General features: G+C 65.2%; 19 protein-coding genes. 13 read left to right on the forward strand and 6 right to left on the reverse strand.

Going from position 1 to position 19,676, the window contains the following annotated elements; genetic code table 11:
- Positions 1-27: 27 nt before the first annotated feature.
- On the reverse strand, positions 28-1,863 hold the full coding sequence (gene ilvD, locus BTO32_RS13555; RefSeq protein ID WP_076725185.1) for a dihydroxy-acid dehydratase: 1,836 nt from the start codon (positions 1,861-1,863) through the stop codon (positions 28-30).
- A 169-nt stretch (positions 1,864-2,032) separates the two neighbouring features.
- On the opposite strand from ilvD, the gene BTO32_RS13560 reads away from it, so the two are divergent.
- Both BTO32_RS13560 and BTO32_RS13565 read left to right on the forward strand, forming a co-directional pair.
- Complete coding sequence (locus tag BTO32_RS13560) at positions 2,033-3,283, forward strand: HDOD domain-containing protein (RefSeq protein ID WP_076725186.1); 1,251 nt, start codon at positions 2,033-2,035, stop codon at positions 3,281-3,283.
- Positions 3,280-3,876: an LON peptidase substrate-binding domain-containing protein gene (locus tag BTO32_RS13565; protein WP_084206855.1), complete on the forward strand. Its 597-nt coding sequence runs from the start codon at positions 3,280-3,282 to the stop codon at positions 3,874-3,876. Before BTO32_RS13560 ends, BTO32_RS13565 begins: the two co-directional genes overlap by 4 nt.
- On the opposite strand, the gene BTO32_RS13570 is transcribed toward BTO32_RS13565, so the two are convergent.
- The 3 genes from BTO32_RS13570 to BTO32_RS13580 are packed head-to-tail and all read right to left on the reverse strand — an operon-like array spanning position 3,854 to position 7,340.
- Positions 3,854-5,335, reverse strand: a complete 1,482-nt coding sequence (locus tag BTO32_RS13570; protein ID WP_076725187.1) for a bifunctional DedA family/phosphatase PAP2 family protein — start codon at positions 5,333-5,335, stop codon at positions 3,854-3,856. The genes BTO32_RS13565 and BTO32_RS13570 overlap by 23 nt on opposite strands.
- Positions 5,332-6,330 (reverse strand): GGDEF domain-containing protein, encoded by a 999-nt coding sequence (locus tag BTO32_RS13575; RefSeq protein WP_076725188.1) that lies wholly within the window; start codon positions 6,328-6,330, stop codon positions 5,332-5,334. Before BTO32_RS13575 ends, BTO32_RS13570 begins: the two co-directional genes overlap by 4 nt.
- A complete protein-coding gene (locus BTO32_RS13580; RefSeq protein ID WP_076725189.1) occupies positions 6,327-7,340 on the reverse strand; it encodes a GGDEF domain-containing protein in 1,014 nt (337 codons plus the stop codon). Before BTO32_RS13580 ends, BTO32_RS13575 begins: the two co-directional genes overlap by 4 nt.
- A gap of 145 nt (positions 7,341-7,485) precedes the next feature.
- Here BTO32_RS13580 and BTO32_RS13585 point away from each other — a divergent pair, with 145 nt between their 5' ends.
- The 10 genes from BTO32_RS13585 (at position 7,486) to lipB (ending at position 16,490) form a co-directional block, all read left to right on the forward strand.
- Positions 7,486-8,745 carry a glutamate-5-semialdehyde dehydrogenase gene (locus BTO32_RS13585; RefSeq protein ID WP_076725190.1) on the forward strand — a complete coding sequence of 420 codons (1,260 nt, stop codon included), beginning with the start codon at positions 7,486-7,488 and terminating at the stop codon, positions 8,743-8,745.
- 5 nt (positions 8,746-8,750) lie between these two features.
- Positions 8,751-9,401 carry a nicotinate-nucleotide adenylyltransferase gene (gene nadD / locus BTO32_RS13590; protein WP_076725191.1) on the forward strand — a complete coding sequence of 217 codons (651 nt, stop codon included), beginning with the start codon at positions 8,751-8,753 and terminating at the stop codon, positions 9,399-9,401.
- 68 nt (positions 9,402-9,469) lie between these two features.
- Positions 9,470-9,820 (forward strand): ribosome silencing factor, encoded by a 351-nt coding sequence (gene rsfS, locus BTO32_RS13595; RefSeq protein ID WP_076725192.1) that lies wholly within the window; start codon positions 9,470-9,472, stop codon positions 9,818-9,820.
- Between the two features lie 2 nt (positions 9,821-9,822).
- Positions 9,823-10,293 (forward strand): 23S rRNA (pseudouridine(1915)-N(3))-methyltransferase RlmH, encoded by a 471-nt coding sequence (gene rlmH, locus BTO32_RS13600; RefSeq protein ID WP_076725193.1) that lies wholly within the window; start codon positions 9,823-9,825, stop codon positions 10,291-10,293.
- A 9-nt stretch (positions 10,294-10,302) separates the two neighbouring features.
- Positions 10,303-12,195: a penicillin-binding protein 2 gene (gene mrdA / locus BTO32_RS13605; protein ID WP_076725194.1), complete on the forward strand. Its 1,893-nt coding sequence runs from the start codon at positions 10,303-10,305 to the stop codon at positions 12,193-12,195.
- Positions 12,195-13,337, forward strand: coding sequence for a rod shape-determining protein RodA (gene rodA, locus BTO32_RS13610; protein WP_076725195.1), 1,143 nt, complete (start codon positions 12,195-12,197; stop codon positions 13,335-13,337). Before mrdA ends, rodA begins: the two co-directional genes overlap by 1 nt.
- A gap of 112 nt (positions 13,338-13,449) precedes the next feature.
- Complete coding sequence (locus tag BTO32_RS13615) at positions 13,450-14,340, forward strand: septal ring lytic transglycosylase RlpA family protein (RefSeq protein WP_076725196.1); 891 nt, start codon at positions 13,450-13,452, stop codon at positions 14,338-14,340.
- Between the two features lie 40 nt (positions 14,341-14,380).
- Entirely contained in the window at positions 14,381-15,547 is a 1,167-nt protein-coding gene (locus BTO32_RS13620; protein WP_076725197.1) for a D-alanyl-D-alanine carboxypeptidase family protein, read from the forward strand.
- 29 nt (positions 15,548-15,576) lie between these two features.
- Positions 15,577-15,846, forward strand: a complete 270-nt coding sequence (locus tag BTO32_RS13625; protein WP_076725198.1) for an HP0495 family protein — start codon at positions 15,577-15,579, stop codon at positions 15,844-15,846.
- Complete coding sequence (gene lipB, locus BTO32_RS13630; protein WP_076725199.1) at positions 15,846-16,490, forward strand: lipoyl(octanoyl) transferase LipB; 645 nt, start codon at positions 15,846-15,848, stop codon at positions 16,488-16,490. The genes BTO32_RS13625 and lipB overlap by 1 nt, the downstream gene beginning before the upstream one ends.
- Here the strand turns inward: lipB and BTO32_RS13635 are convergent.
- A complete protein-coding gene (locus BTO32_RS13635) occupies positions 16,462-17,583 on the reverse strand; it encodes a GGDEF domain-containing protein (RefSeq protein ID WP_076725200.1) in 1,122 nt (373 codons plus the stop codon). The two genes, lipB and BTO32_RS13635, sit on opposite strands and share 29 nt — an antisense overlap.
- A gap of 254 nt (positions 17,584-17,837) precedes the next feature.
- On the opposite strand from BTO32_RS13635, the gene BTO32_RS13640 reads away from it, so the two are divergent.
- On the forward strand, positions 17,838-19,280 hold the full coding sequence (locus tag BTO32_RS13640) for an ABC1 kinase family protein (RefSeq protein ID WP_076725201.1): 1,443 nt from the start codon (positions 17,838-17,840) through the stop codon (positions 19,278-19,280).
- Here the strand turns inward: BTO32_RS13640 and BTO32_RS13645 are convergent.
- Positions 19,235-19,663, reverse strand: coding sequence for a YqaA family protein (locus tag BTO32_RS13645; protein WP_076725202.1), 429 nt, complete (start codon positions 19,661-19,663; stop codon positions 19,235-19,237). The two genes, BTO32_RS13640 and BTO32_RS13645, sit on opposite strands and share 46 nt — an antisense overlap.
- Positions 19,664-19,676 lie beyond the last annotated feature (13 nt).

The following is a 19,676-nucleotide window of genomic DNA, read 5'->3' on the forward strand; positions in this document are numbered from 1 at the left end:
CGATTGGGCCCTGCGCGGGCGCTCGCGTCAGTCCAGCTTGCTGAGATCCCGCACCGCGCCCTTGTCGGCGCTGGTGGCGAGCAGGGCGTAGGCCTTGAGGGCTGCGGATACCTTCCGCTTGCGCGGCTGTTCGGGTTTCCAGCCCTTGGCCTCACGTTCCTGGCGCCGACGGTCCAGCTCACCCTGATCGAGCAGGACGTTGATGGCCCGATTGGGAATGTCGATGCGAATGAGGTCGCCATTCTCGATCAGGCCGATTTCCCCGCCCGCCGCGGCTTCGGGGGAAACGTGGCCGATGGACAGGCCGGACGTGCCGCCGGAAAAACGGCCGTCGGTCAGCAGGGCGCAGGCCTTGCCCAGACCCTTGGACTTGAGATAGCTGGTCGGGTAGAGCATTTCTTGCATGCCGGGCCCGCCCCGGGGGCCTTCATAACGGATCACCACCACCTCGCCGGGTTGTACCTCGTCGCCGAGAATGCCCGCAACGGCGGAGTCTTGGCTCTCGTAGACCCGGGCCTTTCCTTCGAACACATAGATACTTTCGTCCACCCCGGCGGTTTTCACCACGCAGCCGTTCCGGGCAATGTTGCCGTACAGCACCGCCAATCCCCCTTCGGAGGAGTACGCGTTGTCGAGGGAACGGATGCAGCCGTTCTCCCGGTCGCCGTCCAGGCTCGGCCAGCGGGTGTTCTGGCTGAAGGCCGTCTGGGTCGGAATGCCGGCCGGGCCGGCCTTGTAGAACTCCACCACCTCCGGTGCCGGCGAACGCATGATGTCCCAGGCGTCCAGTGCCTCCTTCAGGGTGCTGCTGTGAACCGTGGGGACGTCGGTGTGCAGCAGGCCGGCGCGATCCAGCTCGCCGAGGATGCCCATGATGCCGCCTGCCCGGTGCACGTCTTCCATATGATATTTGGGGGAGTTGGGTGCCACCTTGCAGAGCTGGGGTACCCGGCGCGACAGATGGTCGATGTCGGCCAGGGTGAAGTCGACGCCGGCCTCCTGGGCCGCGGCCAGCAGGTGCAGGATGGTGTTGGTGGAGCCGCCCATGGCGATGTCCAGCGTCATGGCGTTCTCGAAGGCCCGTATCGAGGCAATGCTGCGGGGCAGGACGCGGGTGTCGTCTTGTTCGTAGTAGCGCCGCGCGTTTTCCACGATCTGGCGGCCGGCCCGGAGGAACAGCTGTTCCCGGTCGGCGTGGGTGGCCAGCAGCGAGCCGTTGCCGGGCAGCGACAGGCCGATGGCCTCGGTCAGGCAGTTCATCGAGTTGGCAGTGAACATCCCGGAGCAGGAGCCGCAGGTGGGGCAGGCACTGCGTTCATATTCCGCCACCTGCTCGTCGCTGGCGTTCGGGTCAGCGGCAATCACCATGGCGTCCACCAGGTCGAGCTTGTGCTCGGACAGCTTGGTCTTGCCCGCTTCCATCGGACCGCCGGATACGAATACCGTTGGAATGTTCAGGCGCAGAGCCGCCATTAGCATGCCCGGCGTGATCTTGTCGCAGTTGGAGATGCACACCAGGGCGTCGGCACAGTGGGCATTCACCATGTACTCCACCGAGTCGGCGATGATCTCGCGGGACGGCAGGGAGTACAGCATGCCGTCGTGTCCCATGGCGATGCCGTCGTCCACGGCAATGGTGTTGAATTCCTTGGCCACGCCGCCGGCGGCCTCGATTTCGCGGCAGACCAGTTGCCCCAGGTCCTTTAGATGGACATGACCGGGTACGAACTGGGTAAAGGAGTTGGCCACCGCGATAATGGGCTTGCCGAAATCCTCGTTCTTCATACCGGTAGCGCGCCAGAGGGCGCGGGCACCAGCCATATTCCGGCCGGCAGTCGAAGTCCGCGAGCGATACTGAGGCATGGTCTTCGGTTCTCTCTCTTGCTGCTTGGGGGTTTCCTGACATCGGATGCAGGGAAGAGCATACCAGATTCGACTGCCGGCGCATGGTGTTTTCGCGGTCGGCCGTTACAATGACTAACAGAGGCATCCCGTGTGTTGCCGACCTGCCCACGTGTGAAGGAGTGTGCCCATGTCTGGCCAGGAAAGTCTGTCCCTCCGTCGGTTGCGACAGTTCCAGCCACTCAATCGGTTGACGGACGAGCAGCTGGTGGTCCTGGCCAGTCGCGCCGAGCGCCGGACCCATGGGCCCGGCCAGCGGGTGGTGGAGAAAGGGGTGCGGGACGGTCTGGACTTCTTTCTGGTCAGTGGCGCCGTCGAGCTGCAGGCCCCGGACGGTCGCAAATCCGTGATCGAGGCCGACAGCGACAAGGCCCTGAACCCCATCGCCCGGCTGCAACCCAGAATGTACGATGTGGTGGCGATCCGGCCCTCGGAGTTTCTCGTGGTGGAGCAGGATGTGCTGAACCAGCTGCTGCGGGCTGCGCCGGTAACTCAGGAGGACGTGCATTCGGCTGACGGTCCGGCGGGTGACGAGGAGCACCAGCTGCTGATGGAGTTCTACGCGGAGCTGCGTTCCAATCAGGTCAAGCTGCCAAGCATCCCCGACGTGGCCTGGAAGGTGCGGCGCGCCGTCGACCGGGAGGACTCCACCGCGGAGCAGGTGGCGACGGTGGTCTCCGCCGATCCGGCGATGGCCGCGAAACTGGTCCGCGCCTGCAACAGCCCCCTGTACCGGGGCTTCAGCGATGTCCGGAACGTGCAGGAGGCGGTGGTTCGTCTGGGCATGCGCACCACCCGGCAGCTGGTCGCGGTGTTTGCCATGCGGGAGATTTTCAAGACCCGCCAGGCGCTGCTGCAGTCGGAAATGGAGCGGTTGTGGCGTCACTCCCGTGAGGTCGCGGCGCTGTGCTGGGTGTTGGCGGACCAGGCCACCCGCATCAATCCGGAGGAGGCGCTGCTGGCCGGCCTGCTGCACGACATTGGCGTGGTGCCGGTGCTGGTTCAGGCGGAGTACCACGGTGCCCTGTTTGCCAACGAGGCCAATCTCCAGCACGCCATTCGTGAGCTGCGGGCGGATGTGGGAACCGCCGTCCTGCAGAACTGGGCCTTCCCCGACGCCTTCGTGGATGCCGTCCGTCATGCCGAGGACTGGCATTACGACAGCGGCGATACCGAGCCTGGCCTGGTGGATCTTGTCATTCTGGCGCAGATGCACGCCATGATCGGCTCGGGCCAGAACGGCGACCTGCCGCCGTTCGACCAGGTCCCCGCCTACCGCCGGCTGGGCGAGCTGGAGCTGAGCGCCTCGCGCAGTCTTCAGATACTCACGGAAGCTCGCGCCAAAGTGGATGAAGTCCAACAATTGCTGTCGATACGATGATCTCCATTCCCGACCACGGCATTCCCCTGTTCCCCCTCAATTCCGTCATCCTTCCCCGGGGCCGGATTCCGCTGCAGCTGTTCGAGCCCCGTTACATTGACATGCTGTCCCGTTGTCTCAAGGCGTGCCACGGGTTCGTGGTGGTGTTGTTGCGGGAAGGTGAGGAAACCGGACGTCACGTTCATTTCCACGACCTGGGCACGTATGTCCACATCGTCGATTTCCAGCAACTGAACACCGGCCTGCTAGGCATTACCGTGGAAGGCGAGGCTAAGGTCCAGGTGATTCGCCACTGGCAGCAGCCGGATGGACTCTATGTCGGTGACCTGCAACGGTTGGCGGAGGAAACCCGCAGCGAGGTGCCGGAACAGTTCGGCGAGCTGCCGTCGGTGTTGCATTCCCTGTGCCGGCACCCGGTGGTGCGCGAACTGGATATGGATGTGGACTACGACGATGCCCGGGAGGTGGGATGGCGGCTGGTGGAGCTGCTGCCCCTGGATAAACAGGAAAAACTGAGGTTGATGGCTCTGCAGGATCCGCTGGAGCGTCTCGGTCGCCTGCAGGCGCTGATCACGACTCTGGAAGGGGGATGACCTTGCCCGCCGGCGTCAGCGAATAAGCCGCCCGGGCATCCGGCCACTGCTGGTGGAGGTAGGCCGTGGTGAACGTCAGCCACAGCAGGAAGGCCAGCCAGGTCAGGCTGTCGACCGAGAGCGGCACCCGGTCGTAGCGGCTGAAGCTGGCGCGTACCAAACCCGTGATGGCGAGTCCGAGCAGGACGCCTCCCGCGACATCGGTGAACCAGTGCACCCCGAGGTACAGACGGCTGACGGCCACCGGCACCAGGGGCAGCGACAGCGCGACATAGGTTTGCCACCGCCGCCGGTGCCGGGTTTCGGCGGCGATGAACGCGGCCAGCAGGGTGGTGAAGACGGTGATGCCGGCGGCATGGCCGCTGGGAAAGGCGCCGGAGGCGGGAGGCTGGAATACAAGGTCGGGGCGGGCAACCCCGAGGGTCGATTTCAGCAGTGACACCAGGCCCAGGGTAAGCAGGGTCGCCAGCAGGATGTGAACGGCGGCCGCGTAGTACCCCCGGAACGCCAGCACCAGGATGGCCAGCCCGGCGGCACAGACCAGAACGGGCGGGTCACCCAGCAGGGTGAAGGCGATCGCCGGACCGTCCAGCAGCGGTTGGCGGAGTTGCTGGAACCAGGACAGCACCGCCTGGTTGAATTCGTCCAGAATGCCGTTGACGGCCAGCTGCCCCCAAATCAGGAACAGACCGGACGCGGTTGCCGCCAGCAGCAGCGAGGCCAACGGGAACTCCCCCGCCCGTGCCGGCCGGTCGTTGGTGTACAGTCGCCAGAACCGGTGCCCGGCCCCGTAGCGTGCCATCCGCTGCTCGAACCAGCGGTAGACCCGGCTGCCTTCGCCCAGCCCCAGCTGGATGCGGGACAAGATGAAATAGACGACACCCAGGCCCGCCAGGCTGATGCCTATGACTGCGTAAAAGTGCGCCGGTGGCCTAAGCCCGCTGTCCAGGGCACTGCCCACCATGAATCCCGGCACAACGTAGACCGGTGCCCAGGCCACGGCCGAACTGATGTTGAAAGCCAGGAATCGGCGCCAGGGCATCCACAGGGCTCCGGCCACCAGAGGGATCACCGGTCGCACCGGACCGACGAAACGGCCGATAACCACGCTCTTGCCACCGTGGCGATGGAAAAAGCGTTCACCCTTGGCGATTAGGGTGGGGTATCGGCTCAGGGGCCAGACCGAGGTCAGCCGGCCCTGCAGCAGGCGGCCGAGGGCAAAACTGAGGGTGTCGCCGGCCACTGCACCCAGGCCGGCCCAGACCAAAGCCTCGGACAACGGCATGCCGGTTTTGCCCGCCAGGGCCGCCACCGCGAACAGGATCGCCACGCCCGGCACCAGGATGCCGGCGATCGCCAGGGACTCGACGAAGGCCGTGGCGAACAGCGCGGCCGCCAGCCATCCAGGGGCGCCGGACAGCCAGGCAATAAGGTTTGTCAGCCAGGGACTGCCAGTCATGCCTCGACGGATGCTCCCGGGCTGAACCAGACCGAGTTGCCGCCGTGTTTGCGGGCCTCGAGCATGGCCTGGAGCGCGCGCTTGCGCAGGGTATCGGTTCGGGTGTCGCCGTTGCCCCGGGTGGTGCAGCCGAGGCTGACACTGACCTTGTTAACCACCGGCCAGTCATGTTCGGCGATGGTCCGGCGGATGCGTTCGGCAATGACCCGGACCCCTTCCTCCGGGGTAAAGGGCAGGATGAGAAAGAACTCCGAGCCCCCCAGCGCATAGAGGGTATCGCCGGCACGGATCACGCCGAACAGGTGCCGGGTCATGGCTTGCACCAATCCCTGCAGGCCGGGTTCGCCGTGCAGGCCCTTGACTTCTTCCACGTAGTCGATGCCCAGGTGAATCACCGACAGCGGATGGCCGGTGGCGATGGAGCGGCTGATTTCCTTCTGCAGGGTTTCGTCCAAAAACCGGGCATTGTGGGCGCCCGTGACCGGGTCGGTGATCGCCAGGTCCTCGGCGGACTGGGCCATGTGGTCATAATGCCACGTGTAGAGCGCGGTAACTGCCAGCAGCGCAATCAGGCCGGACAGGGTGATCAGGGCGTCGGTGCTGTCGAGCTGCAGAAACAGGGTGACGGCGAGGGCGGCCAGCAGCAGGCAGGAGAGGGCGAGCCCCTGGCGCAGGGGCAGGATCAGCAGGTTCAGCACCAGCAGGGGCATGGTCCAGTGGCTGATGCCGGGGCCATGCATGGTGATCTGGGCGGTCAGCAGGCCGCTGCTGAGTCCGGTGAGGATCACCAGATGCCCCGGGGCGGACAGCTGGTGCCGGCGGCACGCCACCGTGTAGGCAATGCCGGCCAGGGTCAGGACCGCCATGCCGGCCGCCAGATAGAACAGGTCGTAGAAGCCGTATCTCAGGTTCTGCACCGCCAGAGCGGCAATGAACAGGGTCGCCAGCAGGTAGCCGATGCCATGGGTCCAGGTTCGCAGGCGCGTTTCAGTCATGGCGAGGGTGTCTCCGGCTGCGGCGGCGTTTTGGTGGGATGAGTCCAGGCGCTGTAGGACTGGGTACGGTTGCCTCCCTGTTGCTGGGCCCGGCGCAGGGCGTGCGCCGCGCTTTGCTGGAGGCTGTTGGCGTCGTCGCCGATGTTGAGCCCGGCGACTCCGGCGCTGACCGTCAGCTTGAGGTCATGGGAGGCCAGCAGGGTCATCAGCCCGGTCCGGATGCCTTCCGCCCGGACCACGGCCTCACTGGTGGCGATGCCGGGGAGAATCACCAGAAACTGGAGGTCCGCCACCCGGTAATAGGTGTCGAAGTCCCGGAGCTGAGAATGCAGGTAGCGGCCCACCCGGGGCAGAATGGAGCGGATGTCCTCGTCCGGCTCCTGGTCGCTGAGGTGGGCGTCCAGGCCGATCATCAGGACCGACATGTCCGTACCTTCCCGCTCGCTGCGCTGGATTTCCTTGTGCAGGTCGGCGGACAGGTACTCGCGGCTGGCGGCCTGGGTCAGCTCGTCGGTGCGACGCAGGGGGGCCAGTTGCCGGCTTTTGTATTCCCGCAGGAACACCAGCAGCCCGGACAGCAGCAGGGTCAGCAGGAAGGCACTGGTGATCTGGTGCCGTTCCGGCAGCGGTCCGGACCACTGGATACCGGTCAGCGCCAGGACACAGAGAGCCAGGGACAACAGTGATGCGACGGCGAGGGGGAACAGGGCAAAGGCCACCAGCGGCAGCGCGTACAGCCAGTGTCCCAAGGCCCAGGGGCCGAGCCGGAGGCTGGCAATCACCAGCAACGCCAGGACCAAGAAGAACAACCTCTGGACCAGGGGCCACGGCGGCTGTTGCCGGCGCTGGTGGAAGGCCGGGTCACAGAGAATCAGGCCCGCGCCCGCGGCGGCCGCGGCCGAAGCCATGGGCTGACCGAACAGGGCGCTGAGCACGGTGATGGCAAGCAGCGCCAGGAAACCGACGCGTGACAGTTTGTTCAACAGGAACTTCTCGGCCGTCTGGGCCATGGCGTGTCCTTCCTTTCCCGGCGCATCCGTTTGAGTATGACCTATCGCGCAGCGGTATAATAATCGTTTGGGGTGCGTACTTGAAACGGGAAGGGTAAAGTGAGCACCCTGCACGTGACGACATCAGCATGAACAAGGTAACCGGATGGACGATATAGCAGCTTACATGGCCGACGTCGGCCAACAGGCCCGCCGGGCCGCGGCCCAGGTGGCGCGCTCGACCACCGCCACGCGCAACCGGGCGCTGCTGGCGACGGCGGAGGTCCTGGATGCCAGTCGCAAGGAGCTGGCGATGGCCAACGCCAAGGACCTGGAAAAAGGACGCGAGAATGGCCTGGACGCAGCCATGCTGGACCGCCTGGAACTGACCCCCGCCCGCATCGACACCATGATCGAGGGGTTGCGCCAGGTGGCCGCCCTGCCGGACCCGATCGGCGAGATCACCGACATGACCTACCGCCCCTCCGGCATTCAGGTCGGTAAGATGCGGGTACCGCTGGGGGTCATCGGCATCATTTACGAGTCCCGCCCGAACGTGACCGTGGAGGCGGCCAGCCTGTGTCTGAAGGCGGGGAATGCCACCATCCTGAGGGGCGGTTCGGAGGCCATCCACTCGAACCAGGCGATTGCCCGTTGCTTGGTGCAGGGGCTGGCCGAGGCGGGCCTGCCCGAGACCGCGGTGCAGGTGGTGAAAACCACCGATCGTGCCGCCGTGGGGGCTCTGATCGCCATGCCGGAGTATGTGGACGTCATCGTGCCCCGGGGTGGCAAGGGGTTGATCGAGCGCATCAGCCGGGAGGCGCGGGTGCCGGTGATCAAACATCTGGACGGTGTCTGCCACGTCTACATCGACAGTCACGCCGACCCGGAAAAAGCACTGAAGGTGGCGGTCAACGCCAAGACCCAGCGCTACGGTACCTGTAACACCATGGAGACCCTGCTGGTGGACCGGGACATCGCCGAGGATATCCTGCCGCTGCTGGCGTCCGCGTTCGAGGAAAAAGGCGTGGAGCTGCGCGGCTGCCCCGCCACCCGGGCCATCGTGCCCTCGGCTCTGGAAGCGACCGAGGCGGACTGGCACGCCGAGTACCTGGCGCCGATCCTGGCGGTGCGGGTGGTGGATGGACTGGACGGTGCCATCGAGCACATCAACCGCTACAGCTCCCGGCATACCGACAGCATCATCACGGAGAACTACACCCGGGCCCGGCGTTTCCTGACCGAGGTGGATTCCAGTTCGGTGATGGTCAACGCCTCCACCCGGTTCGCGGACGGCTTCGAGTACGGCCTCGGGGCCGAGATCGGTATTTCCACCGACAAGATCCACGCACGGGGGCCGGTGGGCCTGGAAGGGCTCACCTCCCAGAAGTACGTGGTGTTTGGTGACGGCCACATCCGTACCTGACCACCATGCATGTGATTTACGGCGGTACCTTCGACCCGGTGCACCATGGCCATCTGCGGCTGGCCATCGAGCTGTGTGACCGCCTCGGTGTGGATCGGGTCCATTTGCTGCCCTGCCACATCCCGCCGCATCGGGGGGACACCGGCGCCAGCGCCGCGCAGCGGTTGCGGCTGCTGTCGCTGGCGGTGGCGGGAGAGCCCCGGTTGGTGGTCGACGACCGCGAGCTGCGGCGTGGTGGCGCCTCCTACACCGCCGACACGCTGCGGCATCTGCGTCGGGAACTGGGGCCCGAGACGCCGCTGGCCATGGTGGTGGGAACCGACGCTTTCGCCGGTTTCTACCGCTGGCGGGAGTGGGTCGAGATTCCGGCGCTGGCGCACATTGTGGTGGTGCGTCGGCCCGGCCCCGGGCTGACGCCGGATTCGGCTCCGGCTCGCCTGCTGGCCGAACGCCGGGTCGGCAGCCCGCAGGCGTTGCACGAGGTGCCTGCGGGCCGCATTCTGGAACTGAACCCACCCTGGCTGGACATCTCGGCGACCGGTATCCGGGAGCGGATCGCCGCGGGCCGCTCACCCCGCTACCTGCTGCCGGACGCAGTCTGGTCGGAAATTCGTCAACTGGGATTGTACGGTGCCTGCCCCGAGGGGAACTTTTAAGGTACAATCGCGTCTTGTTATCACTCATCGGGCGGCCATCGGGCCAGGGCCCGGTCAACAGGGGCACTATGCAGGCAGAAGAGCTTAGAGATATCGTTGTGAGGGCGTTGGAGGACGTCAAGGCGGAGGACGTCAGCGTGATCGATGTCCGGGAACGTACCAGTGTCACCGACTTCATGGTCTTGGCGTCCGGCACGTCCAATCGTCACGTCAAATCCCTGGCCGACTCGGTGGTGGAGGAAGCCAAGGAGAAAGGGGTGCGCGCCGCCAACGTCGAGGGCGCCAATGCCAGTGACTGGATCCTGGTCGACCTTGGTGACGTCGTGGTGCATGTCATGATGCCCGCCACCCGTGAATTTTATGATCTGGAGCGTTTCTGGCGAGACGCCCCGGATCTTGGTGTTGCGGGCAGCGAATAAACATGCGGTTGCGTCTGATCTGCGTGGGGCAGAAAATGCCCGACTGGGTCAGCGCCGGGTTCAGTGACTACGCCCGACGCATGCCTCCGGAACTCCCCCTCGAACTGGTTGAAATCCCCATGGCACACCGGGGCAAGAACCCGGACATCCCCAGGCTGGTACAGAAGGAAAGCGATGCCATCCTCGCCGCCACCGCGCCGGGCGACCGGGTGGTGGCGCTGGAGGTGGGTGGTCGGGCCTGGTCTACCGAAACGCTGGCCCGCCAGCTGGAAAGCTGGCAGATGGATGGCCGGGATGTGTGCTTCCTGGTCGGCGGCCCGGACGGGCTGGGGGATGCCTGCCGGCAGCGGGCGGACCAGCAGTGGTCATTGTCCCCCCTGACGCTGCCCCATCCCCTGGTGCGCATCATCCTGGCGGAGCAGCTGTACCGGGCTTGGTCCATCACCCGCAACCATCCATATCACCGGGCGTAGGAGACGGCTGTGCCGTGGGGTGAACTGAAAGACGTCGCGGCCGAGCGCAGGCTGTTCCAGCGTCGCGCGCTGGTGATGGTGATCTTCATCATCGTCATGCTGGGCGTGCTGGTGGCGCGCATGTACCAGCTCCAGATCGTCGAGCATGACATCTACACCACCCTGTCCGACAAGAACCGGGTCCAGGTTCAGTCGGTGCCGCCTCCCCGGGGCCTGATCTACGACCGCAATCACGAACTGCTGGCGGAGAACCGGCCGGTGTTCAGCGTCACCCTGGTGCCTGAGCGGGTCGAGGGCATGGAGGAAACGCTGACGCGCCTTGAGAGCCTTCTGGAAATCTCCGAGCAGGACCTGACCCGCTTTCAACGCCGGTTGCGCGAGCCCCGGCGACCGTTTCAGGAAATTCCCCTGCGCTACGACCTGACGGAAGAGGAAATCGCCCGCCTGGCGGTGCATCGCCACGAACTGCCCGGCGTCGAGGTCAAGGCGGAGCTGGTGCGCTACTACCCCCACAGCGAGCTGACATCCCATGTCCTGGGCTACGTTGGGCGTATCAACCGGGACGAGCTCAAGCGCATTGACCCGGTCAACTACGCGGGCACCAACTACATTGGCAAGTCTGGGATCGAACGCTTCTACGAGAACGTGCTGCACGGCAAGGTGGGTTACCAGCACGTCGAAACCAACGCGCGCGGTCGCACCCTGAGGGTCCTGGAGCGGAAGAACCCGGTGCCGGGAGAGGACCTGCAGTTGCACTTGGACCTGCGCCTGCAGAAGCGGGCCTACGAACTGCTGGACGGTCGCCGGGGGGCGGTGGTGGCAATCGAGCCCAAGACCGGGGGAATCCTGGCGCTGGCCAGCGTGCCGGGGTTCGACACCAACAAATTCGTGACCGGCATCAGTGTCGATGACTATCGGGCGCTGAGCGAAAGCAAGGACAAGCCCCTGTTCAACCGGGCCCTGCGTGGCCAGTACCCACCGGGCTCGACGCTTAAGCCGATGCTGGCGGTGGCGGCCCTGGACAGCGGCGCCACCACCCGGGATTACACCATCTGGGACCCGGGCTACTTCCAGCTCAAGGAAGGCGGTCGCCGCTACCGGGACTGGAAGCGGGGCGGCCATGGCTGGGTCGATCTCAAGGACGCGGTGGCCGAATCCTGTGACGTCTATTTCTATGAGGTGGCGGTGAAGATGGGGGTGGACACTATGTCCAACTACCTGTCGAGTTTCGGTTTCGGAGAAGACGCCACCCTGGACGTGGCCGGGGCTCTCAGTGGTCTGCTGCCGTCCCGGGAATGGAAGCAGGCGGTTCGCAACGAGCCCTGGTATCCGGGCGACTCGGTTAACCTGGGTATCGGCCAGGGCTTCATGCTGGCGACGCCGTTGCAGCTGGCTACCGCCACCGCTCTGATCGCCAACCGTGGCCGCTGGGTGGAGCCCCGCCTGCTGCAGGACGTCGTCGGTGACGAGCCCCTGGAGGAGGTCCTGCCCCCGGAAACCCACGAACCGCTGAAACTGAAGAATCCGGACGACTGGGAATACGTGGTGGAGAGCATGGCCGAAGTCATGCACGGCCGGAAGGGGACCGCCCGGGGGGCCGGCCGGGGCGCGCCCTACCGGATGGCGGGCAAGACCGGTACGGCCCAGGTGTTCAGCCTGGAGGAAGATGAGGAATACGATGCCGACGAGGTGCGGGAGCGCCTTCGGGACCACGCCTTGTTTGTCGGCTTCGCGCCCGTGGACGATCCCAAGATCGTGGTGTCGGTGATCGTCGAGAACGGCGGCAGCGGCAGTGGCACCGCCGCGCCGGTGGCCCGGGCGCTGTTTGACGCCTGGCTGCTGGAGTTCTCGAAGGACGAGGACGGACAGAACCTGGTGAGCCAGACGGAGGCAGCCCACTAATGGCACTGAAAGATCTGCTGGATACGCCATCCTCCGGCTCCCTGGGCCGGCCCCGCAACCTGTGGTCGATGCTGCACCTGGACCCGGTGCTGATGGTCCTGATCCTGGTGCTGGTGTGTGCAGGCCTGTTTGTCCTGTACAGCGGCGCGGACCGCAACATCGACGTGGTCAAGGCCCAGGGCGTGCGCCTGGCGGTGGCCTTCGTGGTCATGCTGGTGTTCGCCCAGCTGGACCCGGCGGTGTTTCGCCGCTGGGCGCCCTGGCTGTACGGTGTCGGCATCGTGGCCCTGGCGGCGGTGCTGGTGGTGGGGGTCGGTGCCAAGGGTGCGCAGCGCTGGCTGGCGCTGCCGGGGCTGCCCCGTTTCCAGCCGTCCGAGCTGATGAAACTGGTGGTGCCGATGATGGCCGCCTGGTATCTGTCCCGGCACTACATCCCACCCCGTCTGCCGCAGGTGGCGGTGGGGCTGGCCATTGTGCTGGTGCCCATGGTGATGATCATAGAGCAGCCGGACCTGGGAACGTCCCTGCTGGTGGGCATGGCCGGGATCTTCGTGGTGTTTTTCGCCGGTATCAGCTGGAAACTGATTTCCGCCTGTCTGGCGATGGTGTCGGTGTCGGCGCCGCTGATGTGGTTTTTCGTCATGCGGGATTACCAGAAACAGCGGGTGCTGACACTGCTGGATCCGCAAAGTGACCCGCTGGGCGCCGGCTGGAACATCATCCAGTCCAAAACCGCCATTGGCTCGGGGGGGCTCGAGGGCAAAGGCTGGCTGCTGGGGACCCAGTCGCACCTGGAATTCCTCCCGGAGAGTCATACCGACTTCATCGTGGCCGTCCTGGCCGAGGAGTTTGGCTTTGTCGGCATGATGCTGTTGCTGACCCTGTATCTGCTGATCATCCTGCGTTGCCTGTACATCGCGGTGACGGCCCAGGACTCGTTCAGCCGGCTGGTGGCCGGTGCCCTGACCATGACCTTCTTCATCTACGTTTTCGTCAACATCGGCATGGTCAGCGGTCTGCTGCCGGTGGTGGGGGTGCCGCTGCCACTGGTCAGCTATGGTGGTACCTCCAGCGTCACCCTGATGGCGGCGTTCGGGGTGCTGATGTCGATCCATACCCACCGGAGAATGATCACGGCGTGATCAACCATGGCCGGTGGGTAATGGTGAAGGCCGGTGTGATACCGTTACAATGTTGCGGGGCCGTCTGCTCTGGGCGGGAAGGAGCAATGCGCGAGGTGTCCGAAGCGTGAACATGAACGTGCCGTTTTCCTGGCTGCTGGCCGCGCTGGCGGCCCTGATGCTGGCGGGATGTGCTTCGTCCCCGGAGACCGGTGTCTCCTCCCGCTATGCCCTGGCCCAGGACCGGGCGCCGGCCGGGAACTTCGACGTGTCATCCCTGTCCGATGCCCAGCCGCGGTACGAGGAGCCGCGCCAGGCCGGGAACAAGTCGCCCTACACCGTGTGGGGCAAGACCTACCGGGTGCTGGCCAGCAATGACGGCTATGTTGCCCGGGGTACGGCGAGCTGGTATGGCGAGAAGTTCCATGGTCACAAGACCTCCAATGGCGAGATCTTTGACATGTACCAGATGTCCGCGGCGCACAAGTCGCTGCGGATTCCCAGTTACGCGCGGGTAACCAATCTGGAGAACGGACGCTCCGTGATCGTTCGGGTGAACGACCGGGGACCGTTTCACAGTGACCGGCTGATCGACCTGTCGTACGCGGCCGCCAAGAAGCTGGGGTTCCAGGGGCGGGGAACGGCACCGGTGGAAGTTGCCGCCATCACGGTGCGACCGGACGGTTCCATGTTCCTGGCCGGTGAGCCGTTCCAGCCCGGCGAGTCCCATTCCCCGGCGGCGTCCGCTCCGGTGGTCGCTGAAGCCTCGACCGGGGGGGCGGAACAGGCGCTGTTCGTGCAGCTGGGCTCGTTCAGCAGCCGGGATCCGGCGGAAGCTCTGGTGAGCCGGGTTCGGGCGCTGTTGGACAATCCCGCGCGTATCCGGGCGTTCCAGACGGGCTCGGGCCTGTTCCACCGGGTTCAGGTGGGCCCGTTCGAAACCGAAGAAGATGCCCGGCAGACCCAGGCGTTGCTGGAGTCGCACGGTTTTTCCCAGACGATTCTGTTGACCGATTCGCACTGACGACCATAACCCGAAACAAACCTGACGAATGAATGGACCCATGGCCATACAAACCAAGCTGCGTTTCCTCTCTGTCTTTCTCGTTTTTGCCCTGGCCCTGGCGGGCAAGGCCTTTGCCCAGTCCGTCCTGATTCCCTCGCCGCCCCAGATCGCCGGCAGCTCCTACGTGCTGATGGATCCCAAGAGCGGCCAGGTGATCATGGAGGAGAACAGTCACGAACGGCTGCCGCCGGCGAGCCTGACGAAAATGATGACGGCCTATATCGTCGAGCGTGAGCTGGCCGAGGGCCGGATCACCCTGACCGACATGGTTCCTATCAGCGTCAAGGCCTGGAAGACGGAAGGGTCCCGGACCTTCGTGCGGGAGGGCACCACGGTGTCGGTGGAGAACCTGCTCAAGGGTGTGATCATCCAGTCCGGCAACGACGCCACGGTGGCGCTCGCCGAGTACATTGCCGGTAGCGAGGGGGCCTTCGTCGACATCATGAACCAGCAGGCCCAGCTGCTGGGTATGAAAGACACCCATTTCGAGAATGCCACCGGGCTGCCGGCGCCGGAGCACTACTCCACGGCCTACGACCTGGCTCTGCTGGCGCGCGCGATCATCAACGACTATCCGGAAAACTACTCGATCTACGCCCAGAAACATTTCACCTACAACAACATCCGTCAGCCGAACCGGAACAGCCTGCTGTGGCGTGACCCCAGCGTCGACGGTCTCAAGACCGGACACACCGAGGAGGCCGGATACTGCCTGGTGGCGTCGGCGAAGCGGGAGAACACCCGGTTCATCGCCGTGGTGATGGGCACCAGCAGCTCCGAAGCCCGGGCACAGGAGGTGCAGAAAATGCTCAACTATGGTTTCCGCTACTACGAAAGCGAACGCCTGTTCGGTGCCGGCCAGGAGCTGATGGAAGCCCGGGTCTGGGGTGGCCAGAGCGACCAGCTGTCCGTTGGCCTGCCCGAGGACGTCTTCGTGACCATCCCCCGGGGTACCCGCAATCAGCTGGAGTCTGTGGTGGATCTTGATTCCGTCATCAAAGCCCCCATACAAGCGGGGGACGAGCTGGGCCGGGTCAAGGTGAGCCTGAACGGCACGGTACTGGTGGACCGGCCGGTGCTGGCCCTGGACGATGTCCCGGAAGGTGGCTTCTTCAAGCGGATCTGGGATGCCATCAAGCTCTTTTTCGTGCAGTTGTTCCAATAACGGGGGCCGGCCTCCGGGAGTGAAGACACATGGGCGAACCGAACGCGCCAAAAATCGAATTTCCCTGTGAGTACGTCATCAAGGTGATAGGGGACTCGGCCCCGGATTTCCGTGATTTCGTGGTGACGGTGGTCGAGACTCACGCTCCGGGTCTCCGGGAAACCGACATCTCCGTGACCGAAAGCAGCCGGGGGCGATTTTCGTCGGTTCAGTTGCGGATCGTCGCGACCGGCGAGGCGCAGCTCAAGGCCCTGTTCGCCGAACTTAAGGCCAGTGGCCGGGTGCGCATGGTGCTGTGATGGCCGAACCTGAACTGGTGGTTCGCTCCCTCGGCGAACAGCCATACCTGGATACCTGGGAAGCCATGAAACGCTTCACCGCGACCCGGGACGAGCAGAGCGCGGACGAACTCTGGTGTCTGGAGCATCCCCGGGTGTTTACCCAGGGCCAGGCGGGCAAGGCGGAGCATGTCCTGATGCCGGGCGATATTCCGGTGATCCAGGTGGACCGGGGCGGCCAGGTGACCTACCACGGTCCTGGCCAGCTGGTGGTGTACCTGTTGCTGGATCTGCCCCGCAAAGGCCTGGGGGTTCGGGCTCTGGTGGACCAGATCGAACAGGCCATCGTCCGCACCCTGGCTGACCTCGGGGTGTCGGCGGCGCCCCGGGCGGATGCTCCGGGGGTCTACGTCGACGGCGCCAAGATTGCCTCGCTGGGGCTGCGGGTGCGGCGGGGCTGTTCCTTTCACGGCTTGGCCCTGAACGTCGACATGGACCTGGAGCCGTTCAGCCGGATCAACCCCTGTGGTCATGCGGGCATGCCCATGTGCCAAGTGCGGGACTTCGTGCCTGGAGCGACGGTGGCGGATCTGGAAGCCCGCTTGGTCCGGCATCTGGGCGAAGGCCTCGGCTACGTCAATCCCCGGTTCCTGAACGGCTGGTGACATCATTCGCCACCGGGGTCGATTCATGGACTTGGTTGCGCCCGGCATGCTTGGCCAGATACAGGGCTTCGTCCGCCCGTTGCAGCAGGCGGTCCACGGACTCCCCCTCAAGGAGGGTTGCCACGCCGATGCTGACAGTGACCCTCAGCACCTGACCTCCCTCCTCGACCGTCGCGGCCTCGATGGCCGCCCGGACACGGTTGCCGGTTTGCCAGGCTTCGCCGGCGTTGGTTTCCGGCAATAGCACCAAGTACTCTTCTCCGCCCCAGCGGGCCGGGGTGTCCACCTTCCGGCACGCCTGCTGCAGGGTCCGGGCCACCTGCCGGATGACCTGGTCGCCGGCGTGATGGCCGTAGCGGTCGTTGATGGCCTTGAACAGGTCGATGTCGATCAGCAGCACCGAGAACGGCCGCCGGTTGCGTAGGAAACGTTGGTACTCGCCATCCAGCTGCGCCAGGGCCTCGCGCCGGTTGGCCAGTTGCGTCAGGCTGTCGTGCTTGGCGGCGTGGTCCAGGTCGGCGGCCAACCTCAGGAGGCTCAGCTTGCTGCGCCGACGGCTCTGATCCAAGACGTAACAGGTTGCCATCTCGAAGGCCAGCGCCAGCACCATCGACAGCCGGAAGCTGGCGCTGTGCGGGGGCTGGAACAGCAGATCGCCGACCGGACTGAACAGCAGAATCAATCCGGCCAGCCCGCCCGCACAGGCAGTGATGCCGGTGCGGGCCTCGCTGATGTAGAAAATGACCGGGGGGTAGGCGAACAGCCAGATGATCGCGGAACCGTCCTCAACCGCCTGCACCGCCAGGTAGACGAACAAACCGGTGATCAGCGTGATGAAGGTGCGCCGATGCAGGGTCGGGTACCCCAGCAGGAGGTACACCAGACTGTTGAGTGCCAGCACCACCGCGAATGCCAGGAGTAGGGGTGCGGTAATCGGATCGGCGCCGGCCCGGGCGGCGCGGAGTGCGAAGAACAGCAGCAGCGGCACCGCGGTCAGGGTCAGCCCGTTGATCAGTGTGGGCACCGGGAGCTCGCCCCGGATCCGGAATCTGGACAGGGTCGCCGGCTGGGGCCGGCGTGCGGTTTCGTTCATGGGGTTGGCGTATTGTTGTGATTATTGGGAATCGGCCCGAATCCAAAGGGTAGACGGGAATGCGTCACCGGACGGTGTCAAAACGTAAACGCAGCTATACCCCGGGCGCAGCGCCCAGGCATTGGCCGTCAGGCCGGCATTTGGGGGTCGAAACGGTGACGATGCCCCGGTACAGTAACCGTATAATGATGGGAGGGGCCGCGCGCCGGCCGACATTTGCCCGACATCCATTCCCTGACAACCACGGGTTGCCCATGTCCTCAAGACGTTCCGGAACAACCGTATCCCGCATCAAGACCGGCAGCTTCGAGCGCAAGCTCAGCCTGACCCGGGCCGGCCTGTTTGCCGGCACCCGTATGGCTTCGCACATGGCCACCAACTGGTGGGGCAGCAAGGACCGGCGCGAGGCGCGCCGGCGGGCCATGCTGTCTAACCAGGCCCGCTTTCTGGTGGAGGAGCTGGGGCGGCTGAAGGGCAGCGTCGTCAAGATCGGCCAGGTCATGGCCCTGTACGGCGAGCATTTCCTACCGGAAGAGGTGACCGAGGCACTGCACACCCTGGAAGACCAGACCACCTCGCTGGCCTGGCCCTCCATCGAGCGGGTGTTGACGGAAGAACTGGGCGCCGGCCGCTTGGCGGAACTGGAAATTGATCCGGAGCCCATTGGGGCCGCCTCCCTGGGCCAGGTGCACCGGGCAGTGCGGCGCCGCGACGGCCTGGAGCTGGTGCTGAAGGTTCAATACCCGGGCGTGGCGGATGCCGTGGACAGCGACCTCAACGCCGTGGCCCAGCTGCTGAAAGTGGCCCGTCTGGTGAACTTCGGCCCGGAATTTGACGACTGGCTGGAAGAAGTTCGGGACATGATGCACCGCGAGGTGGACTATCGTCTCGAGGCCCGTACCACCGAGAAGTTTCGGGCCATGCTGGCGTCGGATCCCCGTTTCATCGTTCCCCGGGTGCTGCCGGAGTACTCGTCCCGGCAGGTGATCGCTTCCACCTACGAGCACGGCCACTCGGTGGCGTCTCCGGAGGTGCGGGCGCTGCCGCTGCACCGGCGCAGCGCCTTGGGGCGTGCGGCCCTGGAGCTGTTCTTCCGCGAGCTGTTTGTCTGGGGGGAAATCCAGACCGATCCGAACTTCGGCAACTATCGCATCCGCATCGCCGGCGAGGCGGGCGAGGACCCCGGCCACGACCGCATCGTGCTGCTGGATTTCGGCGCCGTCCAGTCCTACTCGGATGCTTTCCTGGCCCCAGTGATCCAGATGATCCGGGCGTCCTACGAGCAGGACCTGGAGGCGGTGATCGACGGCGGCGTGAAGCTGCGCTTCATGAGCCCGGAGTGGCCCCGGGAGGTACTGGAAACGTTTGGCCGGGTCTGCATGTCGGTGCTCGAGCCCCTGGCGCGGGACCGCGGCCAGTGGCCGGCGCATGCCGTCAATGCCCGGGGTGAGTACCGATGGAAGCAGAGCGATCTGCCCTCCCGGGTGGCCCGGGACGCCGCCCGGTCCGCCATCAGTCGGTACTTCCGGGTGCCACCCAAGGAATTCGTGTTTCTCAACCGCAAGCTGATCGGGGTCTACACCTTCATCGCGGTGCTGCAGGCGGAATTTAACGGCGAGGACCTGCTGCGCCGCTACCTCTATAGCGAGAGTCAGGCCCCGGACATCGCCAGCACCACCCAGAGCACGAAGGCGTAGCGCAGACCCTTGCCGATTGCCACCAGCACAATGAAGTTGAGCCAGGGCACGCGCATGATGCCGCCGACCAGGGTCAGCGCATCGCCGCCAAGCGGCAGCCACGACAGCAGCAGGGACCACTGGCCATAGCGGTTGAAGCGGTTGCGTGCCCGGTGCAGCTGCATCTCGCTGATCGGAAACCAGCGTTTGTGCTTAAAGCGATCCACCTGCCGGCCGATAACCCCATTGACCACTGACCCCAACGTATTGCCAAGGGTCGCCCAGAACCACAGCCAGCCGTAGGCGTACCCCTGGGTGACCATGCCTCCGAGCAGAACCTCCGAATAGGCGGGGAGCAGGGTGGCGGCGGCAAAAGCCGTCAGGAACAGCGTCAGGTAAGCCACTTGAGTCTCCATG

The organism is Marinobacter lutaoensis, assembly GCF_001981305.1.
Lineage (GTDB): Bacteria > Pseudomonadota > Gammaproteobacteria > Pseudomonadales > Oleiphilaceae > Marinobacter > Marinobacter lutaoensis.